Here is a 21,792-nt window from a genome sequence, read left to right on the forward strand (position 1 = left end):
CCTTGTCTTGAGACCGGGGGCGGACACCCGCCCCCGGAAATTCCTGAAATTACGCGTACTTCGCCTGGATCTCGTCCGAGATGTTCTGCGGAACCGGATCGTAGTGGTCGAACTGCATGGTGAACTGCGCGCGGCCCGAGGACATGGAGCGCAGCGTGTTGATGTAGCCGAACATGTTGGCCAGCGGAACGAAGGCGTTGATCGCCACGGCGTTGCCGCGGGAATCCTGACCCGAAACCTGACCACGACGCGAGGTCAGGTCGCCGATGATGCCGCCGGTGTATTCTTCCGGGGTCACCACTTCGACCTTCATCATCGGTTCCAGCAGCTTTGCGCCGGCCTTCTTCAGACCTTCACGCATGCACATACGTGCCGCGATTTCGAAGGCCAGAACCGAGGAGTCGACGTCGTGGAACTTGCCGTCGATCAGCGACACCTTGAAGTCGATCACCGGGAAGCCTGCCAGCGGACCGGAGTCCATGACCGACTTGATGCCCTTTTCGACACCCGGGATGTATTCCTTCGGAACCGCACCACCGACGATCTTCGACTCGAAGGAGAAACCTTCGCCCGGCTCCGTCGGCTGGATGTCCAGCTTGACTTCTGCGTACTGACCCGAACCACCCGACTGCTTCTTGTGGGTGTAGGTGTGCTCGATCCCGTGAGAGATGGTCTCGCGGTAAGCCACCTGCGGTGCACCGATGTTTGCCTCGACCTTGAACTCGCGCTTGAGGCGGTCAACCAGGATGTCCAGGTGAAGTTCGCCCATGCCCTTCATGATGGTCTGACCGGACTCGAGGTCGGTCTCCACGCGGAAGGAGGGGTCTTCTGCTGCCAGACGGGCCAGACCCGCCGACATCTTTTCCTGGTCGCCCTTGGTCTTGGGCTCGACGGCGATCTCGATCACCGGCTCCGGGAAGGTCATGGTTTCGAGAACCACGAGCGCCTTCGGGTCGCACAGGGTGTCACCGGTCGTGGTGTCCTTCAGGCCGCCAAGCGCGATGATGTCGCCGGAACCGGCCCATTCGATCTCTTCGCGGTTGTTCGAGTGCATCATCATCATACGACCGACGCGCTCTTTCTTGCCCTTGGTCGAGTTCTGCATGTTGTCGCCCTTGGCGAGCGTACCCGAGTAGATGCGCACGAAGGTCAGCGAGCCCACGAAGGGGTCGTTCATGATCTTGAACGCGAGGCCTGAGAACGGCATGGCGTCGTCTGCACGGCGCGCGATGTTACGCTCTTCGGTTTCGTCATCGGGGGCAAAGCCCATGTAGTCGACAACGTCCAACGGGGACGGCAGGTAGTCGATGACGGCGTTCAGCAGGGGCTGCACGCCCTTGTTCTTGAACGCGGAACCACCCAGCATCGGGACGAACGCCATATCGAGGCAGCCCTTGCGCAGCAGTTTGCGCAGGGTCGGCACGTCGGGCTCTTCGCCTTCGAGGTAGGCTTCCATCGCGTCGTCGTCCATTTCGACGGCCGCTTCGATCATCTTGCCGCGCCACTCTTCCAGCTGGTCCTGCAGCTCGGGACGCACGTCCTCGAGCACCCAGGTCGCGCCGAGGTCGTCGCCCTTCCAGAGCCATTCCTTCTGGATCACGAGGTCCAGCAGGCCTTCCAGCTCGTTCTCGGCACCGATCGGAATCGCAACCGGAACGGCGCGCGCGCCGGTGCGGTCTTCGATCATGCGGTGGCAGTTGAAGAAGTCTGCGCCGATCTTGTCCATCTTGTTGACGAACACGATGCGCGGAACCTTGTAGCGGTCAGCCTGACGCCACACGGTTTCGGTCTGCGGTTCCACACCTGCGTTGGCGTCCAGAACGGCAACGGCACCGTCGAGAACGGCCAGCGAACGCTCGACTTCGATGGTGAAGTCCACGTGTCCGGGGGTGTCGATGATGTTGAAGCGGTGCTTCTCGGTCTGCGCATCGGTCCCGTTCTCGGTGCGCTCCCAGAAGGTGGTCGTCGCAGCGGAGGTAATGGTGATGCCGCGTTCCTGCTCCTGCTCCATCCAGTCCATGGTGGCTGCACCGTCGTGCACCTCACCGATGTTGTGGGACTTGCCGGTATAGTACAGGATGCGCTCGGAGCAGGTGGTCTTGCCTGCGTCGATGTGCGCCATGATCCCGAAGTTGCGGTAGCGATCGAGGGGATATTCGCGTGCCATGGGTCTGTGATCCTTGTGGGATAATCTCTGCGCGGGCGATTAACCCTCGCTACGGATAAGTTCAAGCAGTGCAACGCCCCTCGTCGCCGTGAACGGCGCTATGGCGCCGAATGGCAACGTCATGGAAACGTCATCAAAGCATCTGGGCGGCCGGGTGTCCCAGCCGCCCGAAGGGGTCTTACCAGCGGTAGTGGCTGAATGCCTTGTTGGCGTCGGCCATCTTGTGGGTGTCTTCGCGCTTCTTCACGGCGGCACCACGGGACTGGACGGCATCGATCAGCTCACCGGCCAGACGCTCTTCCATGGTGTTTTCGTTGCGGTTGCGCGATGCGGTGATGAGCCAGCGGATGGCCAGCGCTTCGCGGCGCTCCGGGCGAACTTCGACCGGAACCTGGTAGGTCGCACCACCGACGCGGCGCGAGCGCACTTCGACGGACGGTTTGATGTTGTCCAGGGCCTCGTGGAAGATTTCCACCGGGGCGCGCTTCACCTTGGCTTCGACGCGGTCGAGAGCCGAGTACACGATGCGCTCGGCAACCGACTTCTTGCCGTCGATCATCAGGTTGTTCATGAACTTGGTCAGAACGCGGTCGCCGTACTTGGCGTCGGGCAGAACTTCGCGTTTTTCAGCGGCGTGACGACGGGACATATCCGTATCCTCTTATGGGTGTGCTTACTTGGGACGCTTCGCGCCGTACTTCGAACGACGCTGCTTACGATCCTTGACGCCCTGGGTATCCAGAACACCGCGCAGGATGTGGTAACGCACACCGGGAAGGTCTTTTACACGGCCGCCACGGATCAGAACCACAGAGTGCTCCTGAAGGTTGTGGCTTTCACCGGGAATGTAGGAGATCACCTCGTAGCCGTTGGTCAGGCGGACCTTCGCAACTTTCCGCATAGCGGAGTTCGGCTTCTTCGGGGTGGTGGTGTAGACGCGCGTGCAGACGCCGCGCTTCTGGGGGCACTGCTCCAGGTGCTGGGACTTGGAGCGCTTGACTTTGGGCTGACGCGGCTTGCGGATCAGCTGCTGGATCGTGGGCATGTGGACGTTATCCCCGTGCTTCTCTCAATCGTGCCGAATGGTAAGTCCGGCGGTTCAGGTCTGGCGCACCATCCTGCCTCGAAAGGCGGGGGTTTGCCGGTGATGGCGCGCCTGCCACCGGGCGAAAGGCCCAGGCACAAACGACTTTTGGTCCGCATCAGACCCCTTACCGGAGGGCCTACGCGGGGGCGTTCCAGAGGACCGGGGCTTGCATCGCCCACGGTCTTGAGCGCAATCTCGTCATGAAAACGAAACGCCCGAGATCTCCCGGGCGCAACGGATTAGCGGGCGTATACGCAGAGTCGCTCTCGCTGTCAACAGCGCGGCGGGCATTGCGTCGGCTCCATACAGGGAGCGGCAGTTGGAACTGGATCACATCGCCTGGACAGGGCCCGCCATAGACGATCCAGACCTGTTGGACCAGTTGCCCGCCCAACTGGTCGGCCTGCTGCAACAGGTGAACGGCTTCATCCAGTATGGCGGCGGCCTGCACGTCCGGGGCGCCTGTGTTGCACCGGCCTGGCACGCCCTGCGCCCCCCCCTTGAAGGACCGCGGGCTTTGCATCGGCGTTACCCGTCCGTCGCGCCCGACTGGATTCCCTTTGCGCAGGATTGCGTTGGCGATCAGTTCCTCTTGGCCGATGGCGCGGTTCTGCACTTGCAGGCCGAAACCGGCGATATCGAGGCGCTGGACCCGACGTTGACGGCTTTCTTCAAAAGGGTGGCCGCCGACCCTGTTGACGCCCTGGCAATGCAACCGCTGCAAAAGCTCTGGGCAGAGGGCGGGCACTTGGCACCGGGTCAGCTGCTAAGCGTCTACCCGCCCTTCTGCACCGCCGAATCCGCAGGCGGCGTTTCCGTCCGTCCCGTGTCTTCCCTGGAACGCCAGGACTGGTTGGCTGATTTCGCCCGGACCATCGCTCCCTGACCGCTGGACAGGCACGCAGCCGCCTGCCACTCTGATTGGAAAACCCGAGGCCCCCATGCAGACCATCGGCTTTTGCCGTTTTTCCTACCCCGCCGAGGGCGGCTTTCAGGTCGAGCATCCGACCCTCGCCGACCGCCTGTCCTACCTCTACGCGCCCGAGCGCCTCGACGAACGCTTTCGGCATTTCGAAACGATCTGCCTGCCCTCCATCGCGGCGCAGACCGATCCCGATTTCACCTTCCTCATCCTCACCGGCGACAGCCTGCCCGAGCCTTGGGCCAGCCGCCTGATCGACCTCACCGCCGACGTGCCGCAGGCCCGCATCGTTGCCAAGGCCCCCGGCCCGCATCGCAAGGTCTGTCAGCAGACGCTCAATCAGGCCCGCGACATGGCGATGCCCTGCCTGCAATTCCGTCACGATGACGATGACGCCATTGCCCTGACCTTCGTCGAGACGCTGAAACAGACCGCCCGGGATGTGAAACCGCTTCTCGACCGGCACCGCTTCGTCGGGTTCGACTGGAATCGCGGCTACGTCGCCCGCCCCGACGCCGAAGGCTTCTGTGGCGAGGTGCAGGTCACCCCCTTCTGGGGCGTGGCTCAGGCGATGTACGTCCAACCCGGCACCCGGCAGACCATCATGAACTTCGGCCACCAGAAGCTGCCGCAGTATATGCCCTGCCTGACCTTTACCGATGAAATCATGTACCTGCGCGGTCACAACGACTTCAACGATTCACGGCAGAAGAAGCACGTCAAACCCGCCGCCCTGCCCCGTCTGGAGGCCGGGGAAGAGGCGGAAATCAAACGCCTCTTCAACATCGACGCCGATCAGGTCCGCAGGGTCTTTGCCCGGACCTGACGACCACGGGTCTCGCGCCACAGGGTGAACAGCCCGGTCGCCACGATCAGCGCCGCGCCCATCAGCGACCAGACCATCGGCCATTCATCGAACACCGCCCAGCCGATCAGCAGAGCCAGTACGAGGCTGGTATAGCGGAACGGCGAGACGAACCCGACATCGCCCACGCGCATCACCATGACGCCAAAGATATAGCCGCCAATGATGAAGCCCGCCGCCGCGACGACCAAGGCGCCTTCGCGTAATCCCATGGGCTGCCAGTCCTGAAACGGCGACCAGATCGCCGCCGTGGCAACGACCACCAGCGACGTGACGAACGTCGCCAGCAGCGACGGCACCTCGGGCGAGAACTTGCGTGTCACCAGATCGCGGACCGTCAGCCAGAACACGCTGGCCAGGGCCGACAGCGAGAAGGTGTTGAACCCCTCGGTTCCCGGTCGGACGATCATCAGCATCCCGACGAAACCGGCGGCAATCGCCGTCCAACGCCGCCAGCCAACCGGCTCGCGGAACACCAGCGCCGAGCCCAGCGTGATCGTCAAAGGCATCATCTGGATCAGGGCGGAGACGTTGGCAAAAGGCATGTTGAACAGCGCGATGAAGAAGAACACCGCGCCCATCGCCTCGCCCACGCCGCGCAGCACCACCAGGCCGGTGTCGCGCCGCGACATGCGCCGGAACGCCCCCGCCTTCCACGCCCAGATGCCGATCAGGGTCGATGCCAGAACGCCTCGCAACAGCATGTATTGCGAAATCGGGATCGACCCGCTCAGCATCTTCGCGCAGGTGTCGCCCAGCGTGAAGGCGGCCATGCACAGGACCATGAGGATGACGCCGCGCATGTTGTCGGACATGCCGGGGGCCGGTGACAGGGGATCGGAAATCGCGCTCATGCCCCGCGCCTAACATGTCCTGCCCCGGCACAATTGCATGTTAGCGACACGTATTGCCGCTCCCGCCCACCGGACATGAAAAAGGCCCTCCCCGTCACCGGGAAGGGCCTCTGTCTTTGCTCAGAGCGTGCGAATTATTCGCGGCTCTCCGGAGTATCCACCACGAGCGTGTCGTAGTCGTCGCCACCGACCACATCGTCCATCATGGACGGTGCGGCCAGAGCAGCGGCGGCCTCGGCCTCCTCGCGGCGTGCCTCGATCACGACGTTGTCGCGGTCGGTGGCGATCTTGCGGACCTTCATGGTCGCGCCGCCGGTGCCCGCCGGGATCAGACGGCCCACGATGACGTTCTCCTTGAGACCGATCAGCGTGTCCTTCTTGCCCTGCACGGACGCCTCGGTCAGCACGCGGGTCGTCTCCTGGAACGAGGCCGCCGAGATGAACGACCGCGTCTGCAGCGACGCCTTGGTGATGCCCAGAAGGATCGGTTCGCCCTTGGCGGGGCGGCCACCCTTCTTCTCGGCCTTCGCGTTGGCTTCGTCGAACTCCATCTTGTCGACGTGCTCGCCCTTCAGCAGCGTGGTGTCGCCGCTGTCGAGGATCTCCCACTTCTGCAGCATCTGGCGAACGATGACCTCGACGTGCTTGTCGTTGATCTTCACGCCCTGCAGTCGGTAGACGTCCTGCACTTCGTCAATCATGTAGTTCGCCAGCGCCTCGATCCCCATGATCGAGAGGATGTCGTGCGGCGCCGGGTTGCCGTCCATGATATAGTCACCCTTCTGGACGAAGTCGCCTTCGACCACCGGGATGTGCTTGCCCTTCGGGATCATGTACTCGCGCGGCTCCATCGACTCGTCGACCGGCTCGATGGTGATGCGGCGCTTGTTCTTGTAGTCCTTCCCGAAGCGGACGTAGCCGTCGATTTCCGCGATGATCGCGTGATCCTTCGGACGACGCGCTTCAAAGAGTTCGGCCACACGCGGCAGACCACCGGTGATGTCCTTCGTCTTTGCACCTTCGCGCGGGATACGTGCCACGACGTCACCGGCCTTCACGTCCTGACCATCTTCACACGAAAGAATGGCGTCCACGGACATCGGGTAGGTGATCGGGTTGCCCGCATCGTTGCGCACCGGCTGGCCATCGGTATCCACGAGGATGATTTCCGGCTTCAGCTCGTTGCCCTTGGGGGCCGCGCGCCAGTCGACCACGATCTTCTGGGTCATGCCGGTGGCATCGTCCGTCTCTTCGCGCACGGCAAGGCCGTTCACGAGGTCGACGTGCTTTGCCACACCGTCCTTCTCGGCGATGATCGGCAGGGTGTAGGGGTCCCACTCGAACAGCTTCTCGCCGCGCTTGATGTCCTGACCGTCGGTCACGAACAGCTTGGAGCCGTAGCCCACCTTGTGCGACGCGATTTCCTCGCCCTGCTCGTTGACGATCATGACCTGCATATTGCGGTTCATGACGATCAATTCGCCGTTGGCGTTGGTCAGCGTCGACGGGTTCACGAACTGGATCTTGCCGTTCTGCGAGGCTTCGAGGAACGAACGCGACGAACCCTGTGCAACACCGCCCATGTGGAAGGTCCGCATGGTCAGCTGCGTGCCCGGTTCACCGATCGACTGCGCCGCGATGATGCCCACGGCTTCGCCGGTGTTCACCTTCGTACCACGTGCAAGGTCACGACCGTAGCAGGTGGCGCAGACGCCTTCCTCGGCTTCACAGGTCAGCGGCGAGCGGATGCGCGCCTGCTGCAGGCCCGAGTCCTCGACCATGTCGGCCATGCGCTCGTCGATCAGCTCGCCATGGCGGACCATGATTTCGCCCGACACAGGATGAACCAGGTCCTCGGCCGCGGTACGGCCCAGGATGCGCTCGCCCAGCGAGGATACGACTTCGCCGTCGTTCACAGCCGCAACAGCCGTGATCGCCATGTCGGTGCCGCAGTCATCCAGACGGATGATGCAGTCCTGCGCCACGTCCACCAGACGACGGGTCAGGTAACCCGAGTTCGCCGTCTTCAGAGCGGTATCGGACAGACCCTTGCGGGCGCCGTGCGTCGAGTTGAAGTATTCAAGAACGGTCAGACCTTCCTTGAAGTTCGAGATGATCGGCGTTTCGATGATGTCGCCGTTCGGCTTCGCCATCAGGCCGCGCATCGCGCCCAGCTGCTTCATCTGCGTGACAGAGCCACGGGCCTTCGAGTGGGCCATCATGTAAACCGAGTTCGGTTCCAGTTCGGCGCCATTCTCGTCGTACCGCTTGGCGGAGATGGTGTTCATCATCGCCTCGGTGACCTTGTCGTTACACTTCGACCAGGCGTCCACGACCTTGTTGTACTTTTCGCCCTGGGTAATCAGGCCGTCCATGTACTGCTGTTCAAAGTCCTTCACCTGATCGCGGGTTTCCTCGACCAGATCCCACTTGTTGTCGGGGATGACCATGTCGTCCTTGCCGAACGAAATGCCCGCCTTGAACGCTTCGACAAAGCCCATGCGCATGATCTGGTCACAGAAGATCACCGATTCCTTCTGACCGCAGTAACGGTAGACGGTGTCGATGACGGTCTGCACGTCGCCCTTGCGCAGGAGACGGTTCACCAGTTCGAACGGTGCCTTTGCGTTCAGCGGCAGCAGGCCACCCAGACGGACACGGCCGGGCGTGGTGTCGAACCGCTGCCAGACTTCGTTGCCCTCTTCGTCGATCTGCTTGACGCGGCACTTCACGTTGGCGTGCAGGTGCACTTCGCCAGCGGTCAGCGCGTGTTCCACTTCCTCCGGCGAGGCAAAGACCATGCCTTCGCCCTTCATGCCTTCGCGGGCAATCGAGACATAGTAGAGGCCAAGGATCATGTCCTGCGACGGAACGATGATCGGCGAGCCGTTTGCCGGGGACAGAACGTTGTTCGTCGACATCATCAGGACGCGCGCTTCCAGCTGCGCTTCAAGCGACAGCGGAACGTGAACGGCCATCTGGTCACCGTCAAAGTCGGCGTTGAACGCCGAGCACACGAGCGGGTGCAGCTGGATTGCCTTGCCTTCGATCAGCGTGGGTTCGAACGCCTGAATGCCCAGACGGTGCAGCGTCGGCGCGCGGTTCAGCAGAACCGGGTGCTCGCGGATCACCTCGTCGAGGATGTCCCAGACCTCCGGACGCTCTTTCTCCACCAGCTTCTTCGCCTGCTTCACGGTGCTGGACAGGCCCTTGGCCTCCAGACGCGAGTAGATGAAGGGCTTGAACAGCTCGAGCGCCATCTTCTTCGGCAGGCCGCACTGGTGCAGCTTCAGTTCCGGGCCGGTCACGATGACCGAACGACCGGAGAAGTCGACGCGCTTGCCCAGAAGGTTCTGACGGAAGCGACCCTGCTTGCCCTTCAGCATGTCGGAGAGCGACTTCAGCGGACGCTTGTTGGCGCCGGTGATGACGCGGCCACGACGACCGTTGTCGAACAGCGCGTCCACGGATTCCTGCAGCATCCGCTTTTCGTTGCGGACGATGATGTCCGGCGCGCGCAGTTCGATCAGGCGCTTCAGACGGTTGTTCCGGTTGATGACGCGGCGGTACAGGTCGTTCAGGTCGGAGGTCGCAAAGCGGCCACCGTCCAGCGGCACCAGCGGACGCAGTTCCGGCGGAATGACCGGGATCACGGTCAGGACCATCCACTCCGGACGGTTGCCGGATTCCAGGAAGGATTCCACGACCTTCAGACGCTTGATGATCTTCTTCGGCTTCAGTTCGCCGGTCGCTTCCTTGAGGTCGGCGCGCAGGTTCTCGGCCTCGGACTCGAGGTCGATGGCGGCCAGCATCTCGCGGATGGCTTCTGCACCGATGTTCGCCGTGAAGGCGTCCATGCCGTACTGGTCCTGCGCGTCGAGGAATTCCTCCTCGGTCAGCATCTGACCATAGGTCAGGTCGGTCAGGCCGGGCTCGATCACCACGTAGTTTTCAAAGTACAGCACGCGCTCGAGATCACGCAGCGTCATGTCCAGCATCAGGCCGATGCGCGAGGGCAGCGACTTGAGGAACCAGATATGCGCGCAGGGCGCGGCCAGTTCGATGTGGCCCATGCGCTCGCGGCGGACCTTCTGCAGCGTGACTTCGACACCGCACTTTTCGCAGACGACGCCGCGATACTTCATGCGCTTGTACTTGCCGCAGAGGCATTCGTAATCCTTGATCGGGCCAAAGATACGCGCGCAGAACAGGCCGTCACGCTCGGGCTTGAACGTGCGGTAGTTGATGGTTTCCGGCTTCTTGATCTCACCGAAGGACCACGAGAGGATCCGTTCCGGCGACGCCAGCGACACCTTGATCTCGTCAAAGACCTTGGGCGGGGTCAGCGGGTTGAACGGGTTGTTGGTCAGTTCCTGGTTCATGTGTTCCTCACAAATTCAGAGGGAAGCGGGGGAGGCCAAGGTCTTTCGACGAAAGACCTTGGTGTGCGCAAAGCCTTCGTCGAAGGCTTTGCGGATCACTCCTCCTCCGCGTCCAGGAGTTCCATGTTGAGGCCGAGGCCGCGCACTTCCTTGACGAGAACGTTGAACGATTCCGGCACGCCGGCTTCGAAGTTGTCCTCGCCCTTGACGATCGACTCGTAAACCTTGGTCCGGCCCGCCACGTCGTCCGACTTGACGGTGAGCATCTCCTGCAGCGTGTAGGCTGCGCCGTATGCTTCCAGAGCCCAGACCTCCATCTCCCCGAAGCGCTGGCCACCGAACTGCGCCTTACCACCCAGCGGCTGCTGCGTGACGAGCGAGTACGGTCCAGTCGAACGGGCGTGGATCTTGTCGTCAACCAGGTGGTGCAGTTTCAGCAGGTACTTCACACCCACTGTCACCTGACGCGAGAACTCTTCGCCGGTGCGGCCGTCGAACAGGCGGGACTGACCGCTCGTGTCGAAACCGGCACGCATCAGCGCGTCATTCACGTCTGCTTCCTTGGCACCGTCGAAGACCGGCGTCGCGATCGGGACACCGCGTGTCACGTTGCCCGCCATCTCGATCAGCTCGTCCTCTTCCGCGTCGGCAAAGCCCTCGTTGTAGACCTCGTCGCCGTAGACGATCTTCAGCGCGTCACGCACCGGCGTCAGGTCGCCCGAACGCTTGTACTCCTGCAGCGCCTCGTCCACTTGGATACCCAGCGCGCGTGCGGCCCAGCCCATGTGGGTTTCGAGGATCTGACCGACGTTCATGCGCGACGGCACGCCCAGCGGGTTCAGACAGAAGTCGACCGGCGTCCCATCGGCGAGAAACGGCATGTCCTCCTGCGGCACCACGCGCGAAACCACGCCCTTGTTGCCGTGACGGCCTGCCATCTTGTCGCCCGGCTGAAGCTTGCGCTTCACCGCGATGAAGACCTTGACCATCTTCATCACACCCGGGGGCAGGTCGTCGCCGCGACGGACCTTCTCGACCTTGTCCTCGAAACGGGCGTCCAGCGCACGCTTCTGGATCTCGTACTGCTCGTGCAGCGCCTCGACGTGCTTGGCACCCTCTTCTTCGGCGAGCGCCAGCTGCCACCACTGACCACGGGTCAGCGTCGACAGCAGCTCCTCGTCGATCTCCGAGTTCGCCTTCACGCCCTTCGGACCCTTCACCGCGACCTTGCCGAGGATCATGCCCTTGAGACGCGCGTAGATGTTGCGGTCGAGGATCGCCAGCTCGTCGTCCCGGTCGCGGGCGAGGGCTTCGATCTCTTCACGCTCGATCTGCAGCGCACGTTCGTCCTTTTCGACGCCGTGGCGGTTGAAGACGCGCACTTCGACGACAGTCCCGTAATCGCCCGGCTTCACGCGCAGCGAGGTGTCGCGCACGTCAGATGCCTTCTCGCCAAAGATGGCGCGCAGCAGCTTCTCTTCCGGAGTCATCGGGCTTTCGCCCTTCGGGGTGATCTTGCCGACGAGGATATCGCCCGGCTCCACGTCCGCACCGATGTAGACGATGCCAGCCTCGTCGAGGTTGCGCAGCGCTTCCTCACCGACGTTCGGGATGTCGCGGGTGATCTCTTCCGGTCCAAGCTTCGTGTCGCGCGCCGCCACTTCGAATTCTTCGATGTGGACAGAGGTGAACACGTCATCCTTGGCGATCCGCTCGGAGATCAGGATGGAGTCCTCGTAGTTGTAGCCGTTCCACGGCATGAAGGCCACGATGACGTTCTTGCCGAGCGCCAGTTCCCCCATGTCGGTCGACGGACCATCCGCGATGACCTCGCCCTTGCGGACCGTGTCACCCACCTTCACCAGAGGCTTCTGGTTGATACAGGTGTTCTGGTTGGACCGCTGGAACTTGCGCATCCGGTAGATGTCGACGCCCGCGTCACCCAGCTCCAGGTCTTCGGTCGCGCGGATAACGATACGCTGCGCGTCCACCTGGTCGATGATGCCGGCACGCTTGGCCATGACGGCCGCGCCGGAGTCGCGTGCGACCACTTCCTCGATGCCCGTACCCACCAGCGGCGCCTCGGCGCGCAGGGTCGGAACGGCCTGACGTTGCATGTTCGACCCCATCAGGGCGCGGTTCGCGTCGTCGTTTTCCAGGAACGGGATCAGCGAGGCCGCGACCGACACCAACTGCTTCGGCGACACGTCGATGAGGTCGACGGTTTCCGACGGCGCCAGCGTGTAGTCACCGGACTTGCGGGTCGAGACCAGCTCGTTGGTGAACTTGCCGTTTTCATCCAGCGAGGCATTCGCCTGCGCCACGGTGTGACGCATTTCCTCGGTCGCGGACATGTAGTGCACTTCGTCGGTGACCTGACCGTCCTTCACGACACGGTAGGGGGTCTCGATGAAGCCATATTTGTTCACGCGGGCAAAGGTCGCCAGCGAGTTGATAAGACCGATGTTCGGACCTTCCGGCGTTTCAATCGGGCACATCCGGCCATAGTGGGTCGGGTGAACGTCGCGGACTTCGAAGCCCGCGCGCTCGCGGGTCAGACCGCCCGGTCCAAGCGCCGAAAGACGACGCTTGTGCGTCACTTCGGACAGCGGGTTGGTCTGGTCCATGAACTGCGACAGCTGCGAAGAGCCAAAGAACTCGCGCACCGCAGCCGCTGCCGGCTTGGCGTTGATGAGGTCCTGCGGCATCACCGTGTCGATCTCGACCGAGGACATACGCTCCTTGATCGCGCGCTCCATGCGGAGCAGGCCGACGCGGTACTGGTTTTCCATCAGTTCGCCGACCGAGCGCACACGACGGTTGCCGAGGTGGTCGATGTCGTCGATGTCGCCCTTGCCGTCGCGCAGGTCCACCAGCGCCTTGATGCAGGCCACGATGTCGTCGCGGTCCAGCGTGCGCTGGGTGTCCGGCTTGTCGAGCGCAAGACGCATGTTCATCTTCACGCGGCCCACGGCGGACAGGTCATAACGCTCGCTGTCAAAGAACAGCGTGTCGAACAGGTTCGACGCGGCTTCGACGGTCGGCGGCTCGCCCGGACGCATGACGCGGTAGATGTCCAGAAGCGCGGTGTCGCGCCCCATGTTCTTGTCCGCTTCCATGGTGTTGCGGATGTACGGGCCGACGTTGATGTTGTCGATGTCCAGAACCGGGATCTCGGTGATGCCCGCGTCCAGCAGTTCCTTCAGGGAACCGCCCGACACTTCGCCGTCCTTGTCCACGGTCCAGGTCAGCTCGTCACCGGCCTCGACGTAGATCGCGCCGGTTTCCTCGTTGATGATGTCCTTGGCGACGTACTTGCCGACGATGTGCTCGAAGGGCACCAGCAACTGCTTCACCTTGCCTTCGTCGATCAGCTTCTTCACCGCGCGCGGGGTCACCTTCTTGGTGGCCTCGGCGATGATCTCGCCGGTGTCTGCGTCGACAAGGTCAAAGGTCGGGCGGGTGCCGCGCACGCGCTCCGGGAAGAACTTCGTCGCCCAGCCTTCGCCGCGGCGGTACTCGAAGTCCACCGTGTCGTAATAAGCGTCGCAGATCGCTTCCTGGTCCAGGCCCAGGGCATACAGCAGCGTCGTCACCGGCAGTTTGCGGCGACGGTCGATACGCGCGAACACGATGTCCTTGGCGTCGAATTCGAAATCCAGCCAGGACCCGCGGTACGGAATGATGCGGCAGGCGAACAGCAGCTTGCCCGAGCTGTGCGTCTTGCCCTTGTCGTGGTCAAAGAACACGCCCGGCGAACGGTGCATCTGGGAAACGATGACGCGCTCGGTGCCGTTCACGATGAACGTGCCGTTCGGGGTCATCAGGGGCATGTCGCCCATGAAGACGTCCTGTTCCTTGATGTCCTTCACGGACTTGGCACCGGTGTCCTCGTCCACATCGAACACGATCAGACGCAGCGTCACCTTCAGCGGCGCGCTGTAGGTCATGTCGCGCTGCATGCATTCCTCGACGTCGTACTTCGGCTTTTCCAGCTCGTAGTCGACGAATTCGAGAACCGCAGTCTCGTTGAAATCCTTGATCGGGAAGACGGACTGGAAGACGCCCTTGATGCCTTCGCCGTCCAGCGGCTTCTTCTGGTCGCCGGACTTGAGGAACAGCTCGTAGCTGGACTTCTGAACCTCGATGAGGTTCGGCATCTCAAGCACTTCGCGGATTTTGCCGTAATAGCGGCGGAGGCGTTTCTGACCGAGGAAACTTTGCGCCATGAGGGGAGCACCCTTTCGATTTTTCTCTGCCCGAATGCACACGCTGCCGGGGGCACAGCGGACATTCACGTCAGTGACGGATGGTCTGGGATCCATTCTCGGCGCGCGTCCCACCGCGTGCCACTCGATCCGGTTGACCGGCCTTGGGAAACCCCTTCACAGGGGCTTGCCAAGACGGGTGCGCCACGCTCAGGCCATGCGCCTGACGGATGGAACCATTGCCGATTTCCGGGGTTGAGGACCGGATATGGGGGCATTTTCAGGAGTTTCAATCTTTTGGGTGCCACCTCATGTTCCGGAACAGACGCACAACGGGTTCGAATCGCTCGAACCCGCAGGAGACTTCCGAATATTCGGTAAAGCGCACGTGCGCAACCCCCGTGTCTCGGGATTTGCGCTCCATTCGTTCGAGAGAGAATGCCAAAACTCGACCCTGCCGTCAAGGAGTCCGGCCCAAACAAGGTTATCCCGCGAGGGACGACATTGACCTGATCGCGCAGTCAGACATGCACAAAAGCAAACAGGCGCCCCAAAGGAGCGCCTGTCCGTAAATCCGGATGAACCGAAATTACTTGAGCTCGATCTCGGCGCCAGCTTCTTCCAGCTGCTTCTTGATCGTTTCTGCTTCGTCCTTCGAGCAGCCTTCCTTGACAGCCTTGCCACCGGCTTCCACCAGTTCCTTGGCTTCTTTCAGGCCCAGGCCGGTGATGGCGCGGACTTCCTTGATCACGTTGATCTTCTTGTCGCCTGCGGACTTGAGGATCACGTCGAACTCGGTCTTTTCTTCTTCGGCTTCAGCTGCTGCTGCTGCCGGGCCGGCCATCATGACTGCGCCGCCGGCTGCGGGCTCGATGCCGTACTCATCCTTGAGGATGGTCTTCAGTTCCTGTGCTTCCAGGAGGGTCAGGCCAACGATTTGTTCGGCCAGTGCTTTGAGATCTGCCATTTTGAGACTCTTTCCGATATAGATGTGTGTTTCCAGCGCGCGGGACGATCCCTACGCGGGCATTCAGGTTGCTTACGCCGCCTTTTCCTCGATCGTGGTGAGGATGGAAGCGATGTTCGAAGCAGGCGCGCCGATCGCACCAGCGATGTTCGAAGCGGGTGCGCCGATGCAGCCGACGATCGAAGCAATGAGCTCCTCGCGCGACGGCATTTTCGACACGGCCTCGACACCGGCACGGTCCAGCGTGGTGCCACCCATTGCGCCGCCGAGGATGACAATCTTCTTGTTGTCCTTGGCGAAGTCTTCGACGACCTTGGCCGCTGCGACCGGGTCTTCGGAGAAGGTGAGCACCGTCATGCCGTCCAGGTACTCGGTGATCCCTTCAGCAGGGGTCCCTTTCACGGCAATCTTGGCCAGCTTGTTCTTGGCGACACGAACCGTTGCTTCCGCACCACGGGCGCGGTTACGCAGGTCGGTCATCTCTGCAACCGTGAGACCCTCGTAGCGGGCAACCACCACGACGCCAGAGCTTTCGAAGATCTGGCCGAGTTCCTCGACCAATTTCTCTTTCTGGGCTCTATCCACAGTTTCACTCCAGTTGTTGGAGGGCGGACCCTCCGGCTCTCAGTCGACGGGATTGCTCCCGCCACAAAGTCCGAAGAAGGGTCGACGCACACTGTGTCCCGCGCGATTGCGACAGGGCAAAGAATGTCTCTTCCCGTCTCGGGCAGGAATTATTGGATGTGTTCCGCGGAACGCTTCCAACCCGCCGTCTCGGACGAAATGCACAGGCCCACACGAATCGCGCGGGCCGTTGCAAGGCCGTCATCTACCATCTTCAGCACAGATGTGAAGGGGTTTTCTGCACGGCAGCGCGGATTACCGCGCGTCCATCGCCGCGCGCAGCGCGGTCGAAAACGCCGCCGGGTCCTGCTCTTCGTACAGCTCGCGGATCAGCGGCGAAATGAACGCCTTCTCCTGCGTCGCCGCGAATCCGCCCTTGTCCACGATCATCCCGTTCTCGAACAGGAAATCATCCGCATAGCCCGTCAGCACCCAGGCCTTGCTCATCGGCACCGCGCCCGGGCTCAGCCTGTTAACCGTCCGCGCCAGCACGTTGGTGCAGTTGGAAAACAGCGTGTTGTACCAGCGCGGCTCGGCTTGCACTTCGGCGGTTTCGCGCAGCATTGCCTCCAGCACCGCCCGCTGCTGCTCCAGCGGGATCGCCAGCGGGTACATATACAGCCGGTCATCCGCCCAGAACTCGGAGTTCCCGAACATGTCGCGCTCGGTCGTCCAGACAAAGAGGTATTCAAAGATCGGCAGCACGGCGGCCTTCGGGGCGTTGTAGACCTCCCCCTCCTCGCGCCGCGCCTCGACCGAGGCGACATAGGCACTGCCGTCCTCGAAGCGGAAGGACATCATCGTATGCGCAATCGCGGCGTTGGAGGCGAAAGGCTCGACGATGAAATAGGCCTGCTCAAGCTGGGCGGGCACGATCTGCACCGTCTCCCAGGCCTCGCGCGCGATGGTGCCGTCCTCGGCGTAGTCCCAGTTGCGGACATCCTCGACCGTCCACAGCCCGTCCACCTCTGCCACCTTCGGCACCCTGCTGTGATCGGCGCGCCAGTTACGCTCGTGCGAGGGAATCGCAAGCTGCCAGTTCACCCACAAGCCGCCCGCGACCACCACGAACAGGCCCACGACCCACATCAGGAAACGCTTCATCCGCCCCCTCCTCTACCGCACAAAGAAAAACGGCGCGCCCCGACCGGGACGCGCCGCCTAATTCCGAACCGTTCGGCTCAGACGAAGTATGCCGTCAGAAACGCCAGCACGGCCGGCGAAACGGTCTGTGTCGAATTGATGTTGCCACCACCGGCCAGACGCGCCTGGATCGAGTTCACGATGCCACGCACCTGCGGCGGCAGGTTGTTGACGTTGACCGTGGTGCCGTTGACCGTGATGCTCGATCCGGCCGCCGGAACCACGACGATCACCGGCGCAATGGACACCGACGGTGCGGTGACCAGCGTGACGGTTGCTTCCGGACCCGCAACAGCAGCGGACCCCAGGGCGAGCGAGAGAGCCGCGGCAGCGGCGAAGGATTTGATCATGCGCATGGCTTACTTCCCGAACTTCATGGAGTACGCCACCGACAGGGCGGTCTGCGTACGGTTGGTGTTGTTGGTGATGTCGTACTGACCCAGCGACATGCTCAGACCGTCGACGCCCGGGATACGGAAGCCAAGGCCAAAGTTCGCCTGGTTCTCGGTGCCCGACATCGACACGCTCATGAAATCGGTCGCGCCGACGCCGAACGCCCAGAAGAACCCGTCTTCCTTGGTCGAGGTGCCGTTACCGACGTACTTGGCGTCCTGGCCGTAGCCAAGGGTCCACATGACCGGCAGGGTCTTGCCGCCCATGTCGTAGAAACGCATCTGGGTCACGTAGGCCGATGCGCGCTCGTTGTTCTTCTGCGAACCCCAGCCACCCAGACCGGAACCGGTGATCGCACCAAAGGTCACCGAGTTCGGGCCAGCGTGCAGCATACGGCTCAGCGTCAGGCTGAAGGAGCCGGAGTCACCAAAATCCTTGTCCGCCTTGACCGAGGTGATGTCCATGCCCAGCATGACACCCACGCCGCTGACCGGGTTGCCCAGCGTGTAGCCAAAGGAGATGTCGCCATCCTTGTCGCTGCCCTTGATGCCGCCGCGCGGATCGACCAGCTGGGCGGCCACGAAACCGGTGTTCTTCGGAGCGATGATCGCCGAAGGTGCGCCGAACTGGGTTGCGAACAGACCGCCACCGGCGCTCTGGGTCGAAACGGCCATCGGATCGAGGGTATAGGTCTGATCCGCCAGTGCAGCAGTTGCGCCACCTGCCAGCATCGCCACCGCCGCGATGGAATTCTTCAGATGCTTCTTCATGTGTTTTATCTTCCCCTCAGCCTACGCCGCACCAACCAAGAGGTCCGGGGCGCCAGGTCGGTTTTTCCGAAATATTCGCCCTTAGATGTACATTTCAACAATTTTTGCTGCAAACTCAGATTTGGACAATCAAAAGTGCGGCGCCACATTGTTGCCCTTTCACATCACTTTTCTGCTAAAATTCGGTTAAGCCCAACTGGGCTCAAGGGGAATACGGAAATCCTCCCAAGCGCCTGCCGCCCAAGCAGGCCGCCCGCGACTTCCAACCAAGGGGTCTCGCCCTCCCCCATTCGACTCACCCGCCCCGGTCAACCCGCCCCTGCGCAATTCCATTCAGCGATTTTTAACCTTTCCACCGTCCTGTTGCCGCGACACGCGGGGCCATCGGGCACGCCTCCACCCTGCGTTGTGCCGTAGCCACAGATGGGCGCAAAAATTGTCAGACCACGGGACGCCGATGCAACCCGTGCTAACAATGCGCCCAAGACCCGCAGCAAGGAGCCGCGCAATGAGCCGAATGATCCGCGTCCAGTCCATCCTGACCGGCATCACGGCCGCCTGCCTTTTCGTGACCTCGGCGCAGGCACAAGAGGAGTCGGCCCTCGCCTTCCCCTCTACTTTCGGCGCTCCCAGCGCGATCGCGGGGGCTGGCGGGTCCGGGTTCATCGGCCTGACGCTTGTCTACCCACGTCGCGACGTGCCCAGCAACGCCTCCACCAAGGACAAACTCGATGGCGACATCGTGGTGGGCTATACCGTCGGCAACCCGATCGACAATATCAGCCTGACCTTCAGCGCCGCCATAACCAGCCTGACCAACACGTTCGGCGACAGTGGGGCCCTGGCGATCGACCTGTCCCGCGCGCTGTACGTGACCGATGACACGCTGACCTTCATCGGAGCCACGGCCAGCAATCTGGCCGCCTGGGGCGACGCCAGGATCGACCCCGAGGCCTACTCCATCTACGTCTCACACCTGTTTTCGCTGTCCGGGCCGCGCGCCGAGATCCCGATGCAGATCACCGTCGGATACGGTGACCAGTCCACCTATGATGACTGGGGAATCAACGTCGAGGAGGGATGGTTCTACGGCATCGGCGTGGGCCTGACACCGAATCTCTCGGCCAGCCTCTCCGGTACACGCAACCAGCTGAACATCGGAGCGAACGCCTCCCTGCCCTTCCTGCCCGACTGGGGCATCTCGGCCGGTGTCTATGACGTCACCGACAATGTCGACCGCCGCCAGTTCGCCATAAGCATTTCCCGAGCATTCTGAACAGCTTCCGGCAGCCGCCGACAAAGCCCCGCAGTGCGCCCAGCCTCTGCGCGCATTCAATCTTGCGCACTCAATCGAGGATTAACCATTTATTAGTTTTTGTGACGAATTCTCGCCGCATTTCGGCTACATTCCAGACACACTGATTGAGCCTCGGGACCTGTCAAATATTACTCCAGAGTTCGATCAAAAAGTTCAATCTTTAATGGAGACGTCACATGTCCCTCAAAGCACTTGCACTCAGCTTTTCCGTAATCGCCCTCGCTGGCGGCGCTGCATTCGCTGGCGGTTCCTCCACCCCGACCACCCCTCCGGGGCATCAGATGCACCAGCATAACCACGACAACGGCAAGGGAAAAAAGCTCGGCCACGTCAAGCACCATGCCTCTTACGCCAAGGGCTCCTACGCCCGCCGCGTGGCCGCAGGCTATCGCCGCTAAGCCCGGATCGCTCAGCGGGCATTGGGCTCCTGACCACACCAAACCTACGAGACGCCTCGGTTCCACCGGGGCGTTTTCTTTTGGACGTCGGCCAATTTCAAGACGCCCCAAGGCATCGGCGCGCCGAATTCAACACCACGATTTATTAAGATTTATGACCATGCTGATAAAACAATTGCCAACGGATTGTTAATAAGTCTGAACAGACCCAGGGCAATCATTAACGAAATCCACTCCCGCAAACGAAAAGAGGCGACCCAAGGGCCGCCTCTTCACTATTTCGGAACGTCCGCGTCTCAGCGTGCGTTCGCATCGTCCACCGACACGGAAACGCCCGGGCCCATCGAGGAAGACAGCGAGATCTTCTTCATGTATGCGCCCTTGGCACCCGACGGCTTGGCCGCGGAAACGGCATTCACGAACGCCTTGATGTTCTCGACCAGCTTGTCCTGGTCAAAGGACACCTTGCCAACACCTGCGTGCACGACACCGGCCTTCTCGGCCTTGAACTGAACCTGGCCACCCTTCGCGTCCTTGACCGCCTGAGCGACGTCCATGGTCACGGTGCCGACCTTCGGGTTCGGCATCAGGTTGCGCGGGCCCAGCACCTTGCCCAGACGGCCGACGATCGGCATCATGTCCGGGGTCGCGATGCAACGGTCGAACTCGATGGTGCCGCCCTGGATGGTTTCCATCAGGTCTTCTGCACCGACGATCTCCGCACCGGCTTCCTTGGCTTCGTCAGCCTTGGCGCCACGGGCGAACACGGCCACGCGCACGGTCTTGCCGGTGCCGTTCGGCAGGCCGACAACGCCGCGGACCATCTGGTCGGCGTGACGCGGGTCGACACCCAGGTTCATCGCGATCTCGACGGTCTCGTCGAACTTCGCGTTTGCGTTTGCCTTGATCAGGGAGACAGCTTCTTCGACCGACAGGTTTTCCTTGCCTTCGAAGGCCTCGCGCGCGGCGCGGGTACGCTTACCAATCTTTGCCATGATAATTAGCCCTTCACCTCGATGCCCATCGACCGGGCGGAGCCCAGGATGATCTGCATTGCTGCCTCGACGTCGTTGGCGGACAGGTCCTTCATCTTGGCTTCGGCGATTTCACGCACCTGGGCCACGGTCACGGTCGCGATCACTTCGCGGCCCGGCTTCACGGCACCCTTGGGGCGGTTACGCTTGCCGACCGGCTTCAGACCAGCGGCCTTCTTCAGGTAATAAGACGCGGGCGGCGTCTTGATGTCCATGGTGAAGGACTTGTCCTGATAGTAGGTGATCACGGTCGGGCACGGCGCGCCGGGCTCCATTTCCTGCGTCTTGGCGTTGAACGCCTTGCAGAATTCCATGATGTTGATGCCGCGCTGACCCAGCGCCGGACCAACGGGCGGGGAGGGGTTGGCTTTGCCTGCAGGGATCTGCAGCTTCATCTTGCCGGCGAGCTTCTTTGCCATCGGCTAATCTCCTGTTCCATCTCCCTGCGACGCGTCGCAGAGAACTGTGTGGCGTGGTCAGGGTTGACGGTCGCGACCGCCGCGCCTCCCACGATGAACACGCCGCACCCGAGTCGCCCCGGAACGGCATGAAGCGCCCCTCTAGACCAGCATCGCTCCTTTGGCAAGCCACATCCCCACGCGCGCCAAACGAAGTCTTTTAAAGACTTCGCTCCGGAAACCGTCAAGGTTTCCGCCACCC

Annotated in this window: 17 protein-coding genes; 4 read left to right on the forward strand and 13 right to left on the reverse strand. The window is 62.1% G+C overall.

Annotation, left to right across the window (positions count from 1 at the left end):
- Window positions 1-49: 49 nt before the first annotated feature.
- The 3 genes from fusA to rpsL all read right to left on the reverse strand — a co-directional run bounded on the left by fusA (window position 50) and on the right by rpsL (window position 3,212).
- Entirely contained in the window at window positions 50-2,167 is a 2,118-nt protein-coding gene (fusA, locus tag ACP16H_RS18415; RefSeq protein WP_425073720.1) for an elongation factor G, read from the reverse strand.
- Window positions 2,168-2,345: 178 nt separating this feature from the next.
- Window positions 2,346-2,816 carry a 30S ribosomal protein S7 gene (gene rpsG / locus ACP16H_RS18420; RefSeq protein WP_425073721.1) on the reverse strand — a complete coding sequence of 157 codons (471 nt, stop codon included), beginning with the start codon at window positions 2,814-2,816 and terminating at the stop codon, window positions 2,346-2,348.
- Window positions 2,817-2,840: 24 nt separating this feature from the next.
- Entirely contained in the window at window positions 2,841-3,212 is a 372-nt protein-coding gene (gene rpsL / locus ACP16H_RS18425) for a 30S ribosomal protein S12 (RefSeq protein ID WP_005862801.1), read from the reverse strand.
- Between the two features lie 361 nt (window positions 3,213-3,573).
- Here rpsL and ACP16H_RS18430 point away from each other — a divergent pair, with 361 nt between their 5' ends.
- Both ACP16H_RS18430 and ACP16H_RS18435 read left to right on the forward strand, forming a co-directional pair.
- On the forward strand, window positions 3,574-4,140 hold the full coding sequence (locus tag ACP16H_RS18430) for a hypothetical protein (RefSeq protein WP_425073722.1): 567 nt from the start codon (window positions 3,574-3,576) through the stop codon (window positions 4,138-4,140).
- 55 nt (window positions 4,141-4,195) lie between these two features.
- The gene (locus tag ACP16H_RS18435) at window positions 4,196-5,002 is read left to right on the forward strand and encodes a putative rhamnosyl transferase (RefSeq protein WP_425073723.1); all 807 of its coding nucleotides are present in this window, start codon (window positions 4,196-4,198) and stop codon (window positions 5,000-5,002) included.
- Here the strand turns inward: ACP16H_RS18435 and ACP16H_RS18440 are convergent.
- The 8 genes from ACP16H_RS18440 to ACP16H_RS18475 form a co-directional block, all read right to left on the reverse strand.
- Window positions 4,972-5,895 carry a DMT family transporter gene (locus ACP16H_RS18440; protein WP_425073724.1) on the reverse strand — a complete coding sequence of 308 codons (924 nt, stop codon included), beginning with the start codon at window positions 5,893-5,895 and terminating at the stop codon, window positions 4,972-4,974. The genes ACP16H_RS18435 and ACP16H_RS18440 overlap by 31 nt on opposite strands.
- A 134-nt stretch (window positions 5,896-6,029) precedes the next feature.
- The gene (rpoC, locus tag ACP16H_RS18445; protein WP_425073725.1) at window positions 6,030-10,277 is read right to left on the reverse strand and encodes a DNA-directed RNA polymerase subunit beta'; all 4,248 of its coding nucleotides are present in this window, start codon (window positions 10,275-10,277) and stop codon (window positions 6,030-6,032) included.
- A 95-nt stretch (window positions 10,278-10,372) separates the two neighbouring features.
- The gene (gene rpoB, locus ACP16H_RS18450; RefSeq protein ID WP_425073726.1) at window positions 10,373-14,506 is read right to left on the reverse strand and encodes a DNA-directed RNA polymerase subunit beta; all 4,134 of its coding nucleotides are present in this window, start codon (window positions 14,504-14,506) and stop codon (window positions 10,373-10,375) included.
- Between the two features lie 568 nt (window positions 14,507-15,074).
- A complete protein-coding gene (rplL, locus tag ACP16H_RS18455; RefSeq protein WP_425073727.1) occupies window positions 15,075-15,452 on the reverse strand; it encodes a 50S ribosomal protein L7/L12 in 378 nt (125 codons plus the stop codon).
- Window positions 15,453-15,524: 72 nt separating this feature from the next.
- Window positions 15,525-16,037 (reverse strand): 50S ribosomal protein L10, encoded by a 513-nt coding sequence (gene rplJ / locus ACP16H_RS18460; protein WP_425073728.1) that lies wholly within the window; start codon window positions 16,035-16,037, stop codon window positions 15,525-15,527.
- A 294-nt stretch (window positions 16,038-16,331) separates the two neighbouring features.
- Window positions 16,332-17,180, reverse strand: a complete 849-nt coding sequence (locus ACP16H_RS18465; RefSeq protein ID WP_425073729.1) for a DUF4105 domain-containing protein — start codon at window positions 17,178-17,180, stop codon at window positions 16,332-16,334.
- Between the two features lie 77 nt (window positions 17,181-17,257).
- Complete coding sequence (locus ACP16H_RS18470) at window positions 17,258-17,575, reverse strand: hypothetical protein (RefSeq protein WP_425073730.1); 318 nt, start codon at window positions 17,573-17,575, stop codon at window positions 17,258-17,260.
- Window positions 17,576-17,578: 3 nt separating this feature from the next.
- Complete coding sequence (locus ACP16H_RS18475; RefSeq protein ID WP_425073731.1) at window positions 17,579-18,382, reverse strand: hypothetical protein; 804 nt, start codon at window positions 18,380-18,382, stop codon at window positions 17,579-17,581.
- A gap of 508 nt (window positions 18,383-18,890) precedes the next feature.
- On the opposite strand from ACP16H_RS18475, the gene ACP16H_RS18480 reads away from it, so the two are divergent.
- The gene (locus ACP16H_RS18480) at window positions 18,891-19,658 is read left to right on the forward strand and encodes a hypothetical protein (RefSeq protein WP_425073732.1); all 768 of its coding nucleotides are present in this window, start codon (window positions 18,891-18,893) and stop codon (window positions 19,656-19,658) included.
- Window positions 19,659-19,876: 218 nt separating this feature from the next.
- Entirely contained in the window at window positions 19,877-20,098 is a 222-nt protein-coding gene (locus ACP16H_RS18485) for a hypothetical protein (protein WP_425073733.1), read from the forward strand.
- Between the two features lie 296 nt (window positions 20,099-20,394).
- Here the strand turns inward: ACP16H_RS18485 and rplA are convergent, their stop codons facing one another.
- Together rplA and rplK are read right to left on the reverse strand one after the other, a co-directional pair.
- Window positions 20,395-21,093 (reverse strand): 50S ribosomal protein L1, encoded by a 699-nt coding sequence (gene rplA, locus ACP16H_RS18490; RefSeq protein ID WP_425073734.1) that lies wholly within the window; start codon window positions 21,091-21,093, stop codon window positions 20,395-20,397.
- A 5-nt stretch (window positions 21,094-21,098) separates the two neighbouring features.
- On the reverse strand, window positions 21,099-21,551 hold the full coding sequence (gene rplK / locus ACP16H_RS18495) for a 50S ribosomal protein L11 (protein ID WP_425073735.1): 453 nt from the start codon (window positions 21,549-21,551) through the stop codon (window positions 21,099-21,101).
- Window positions 21,552-21,792: the final 241 nt, after the last annotated feature.

Origin of the sequence: Sagittula sp. S175 (genome assembly GCF_049800975.1) — a bacterium.
Classification (GTDB): Bacteria; Pseudomonadota; Alphaproteobacteria; order Rhodobacterales; family Rhodobacteraceae; genus Sagittula.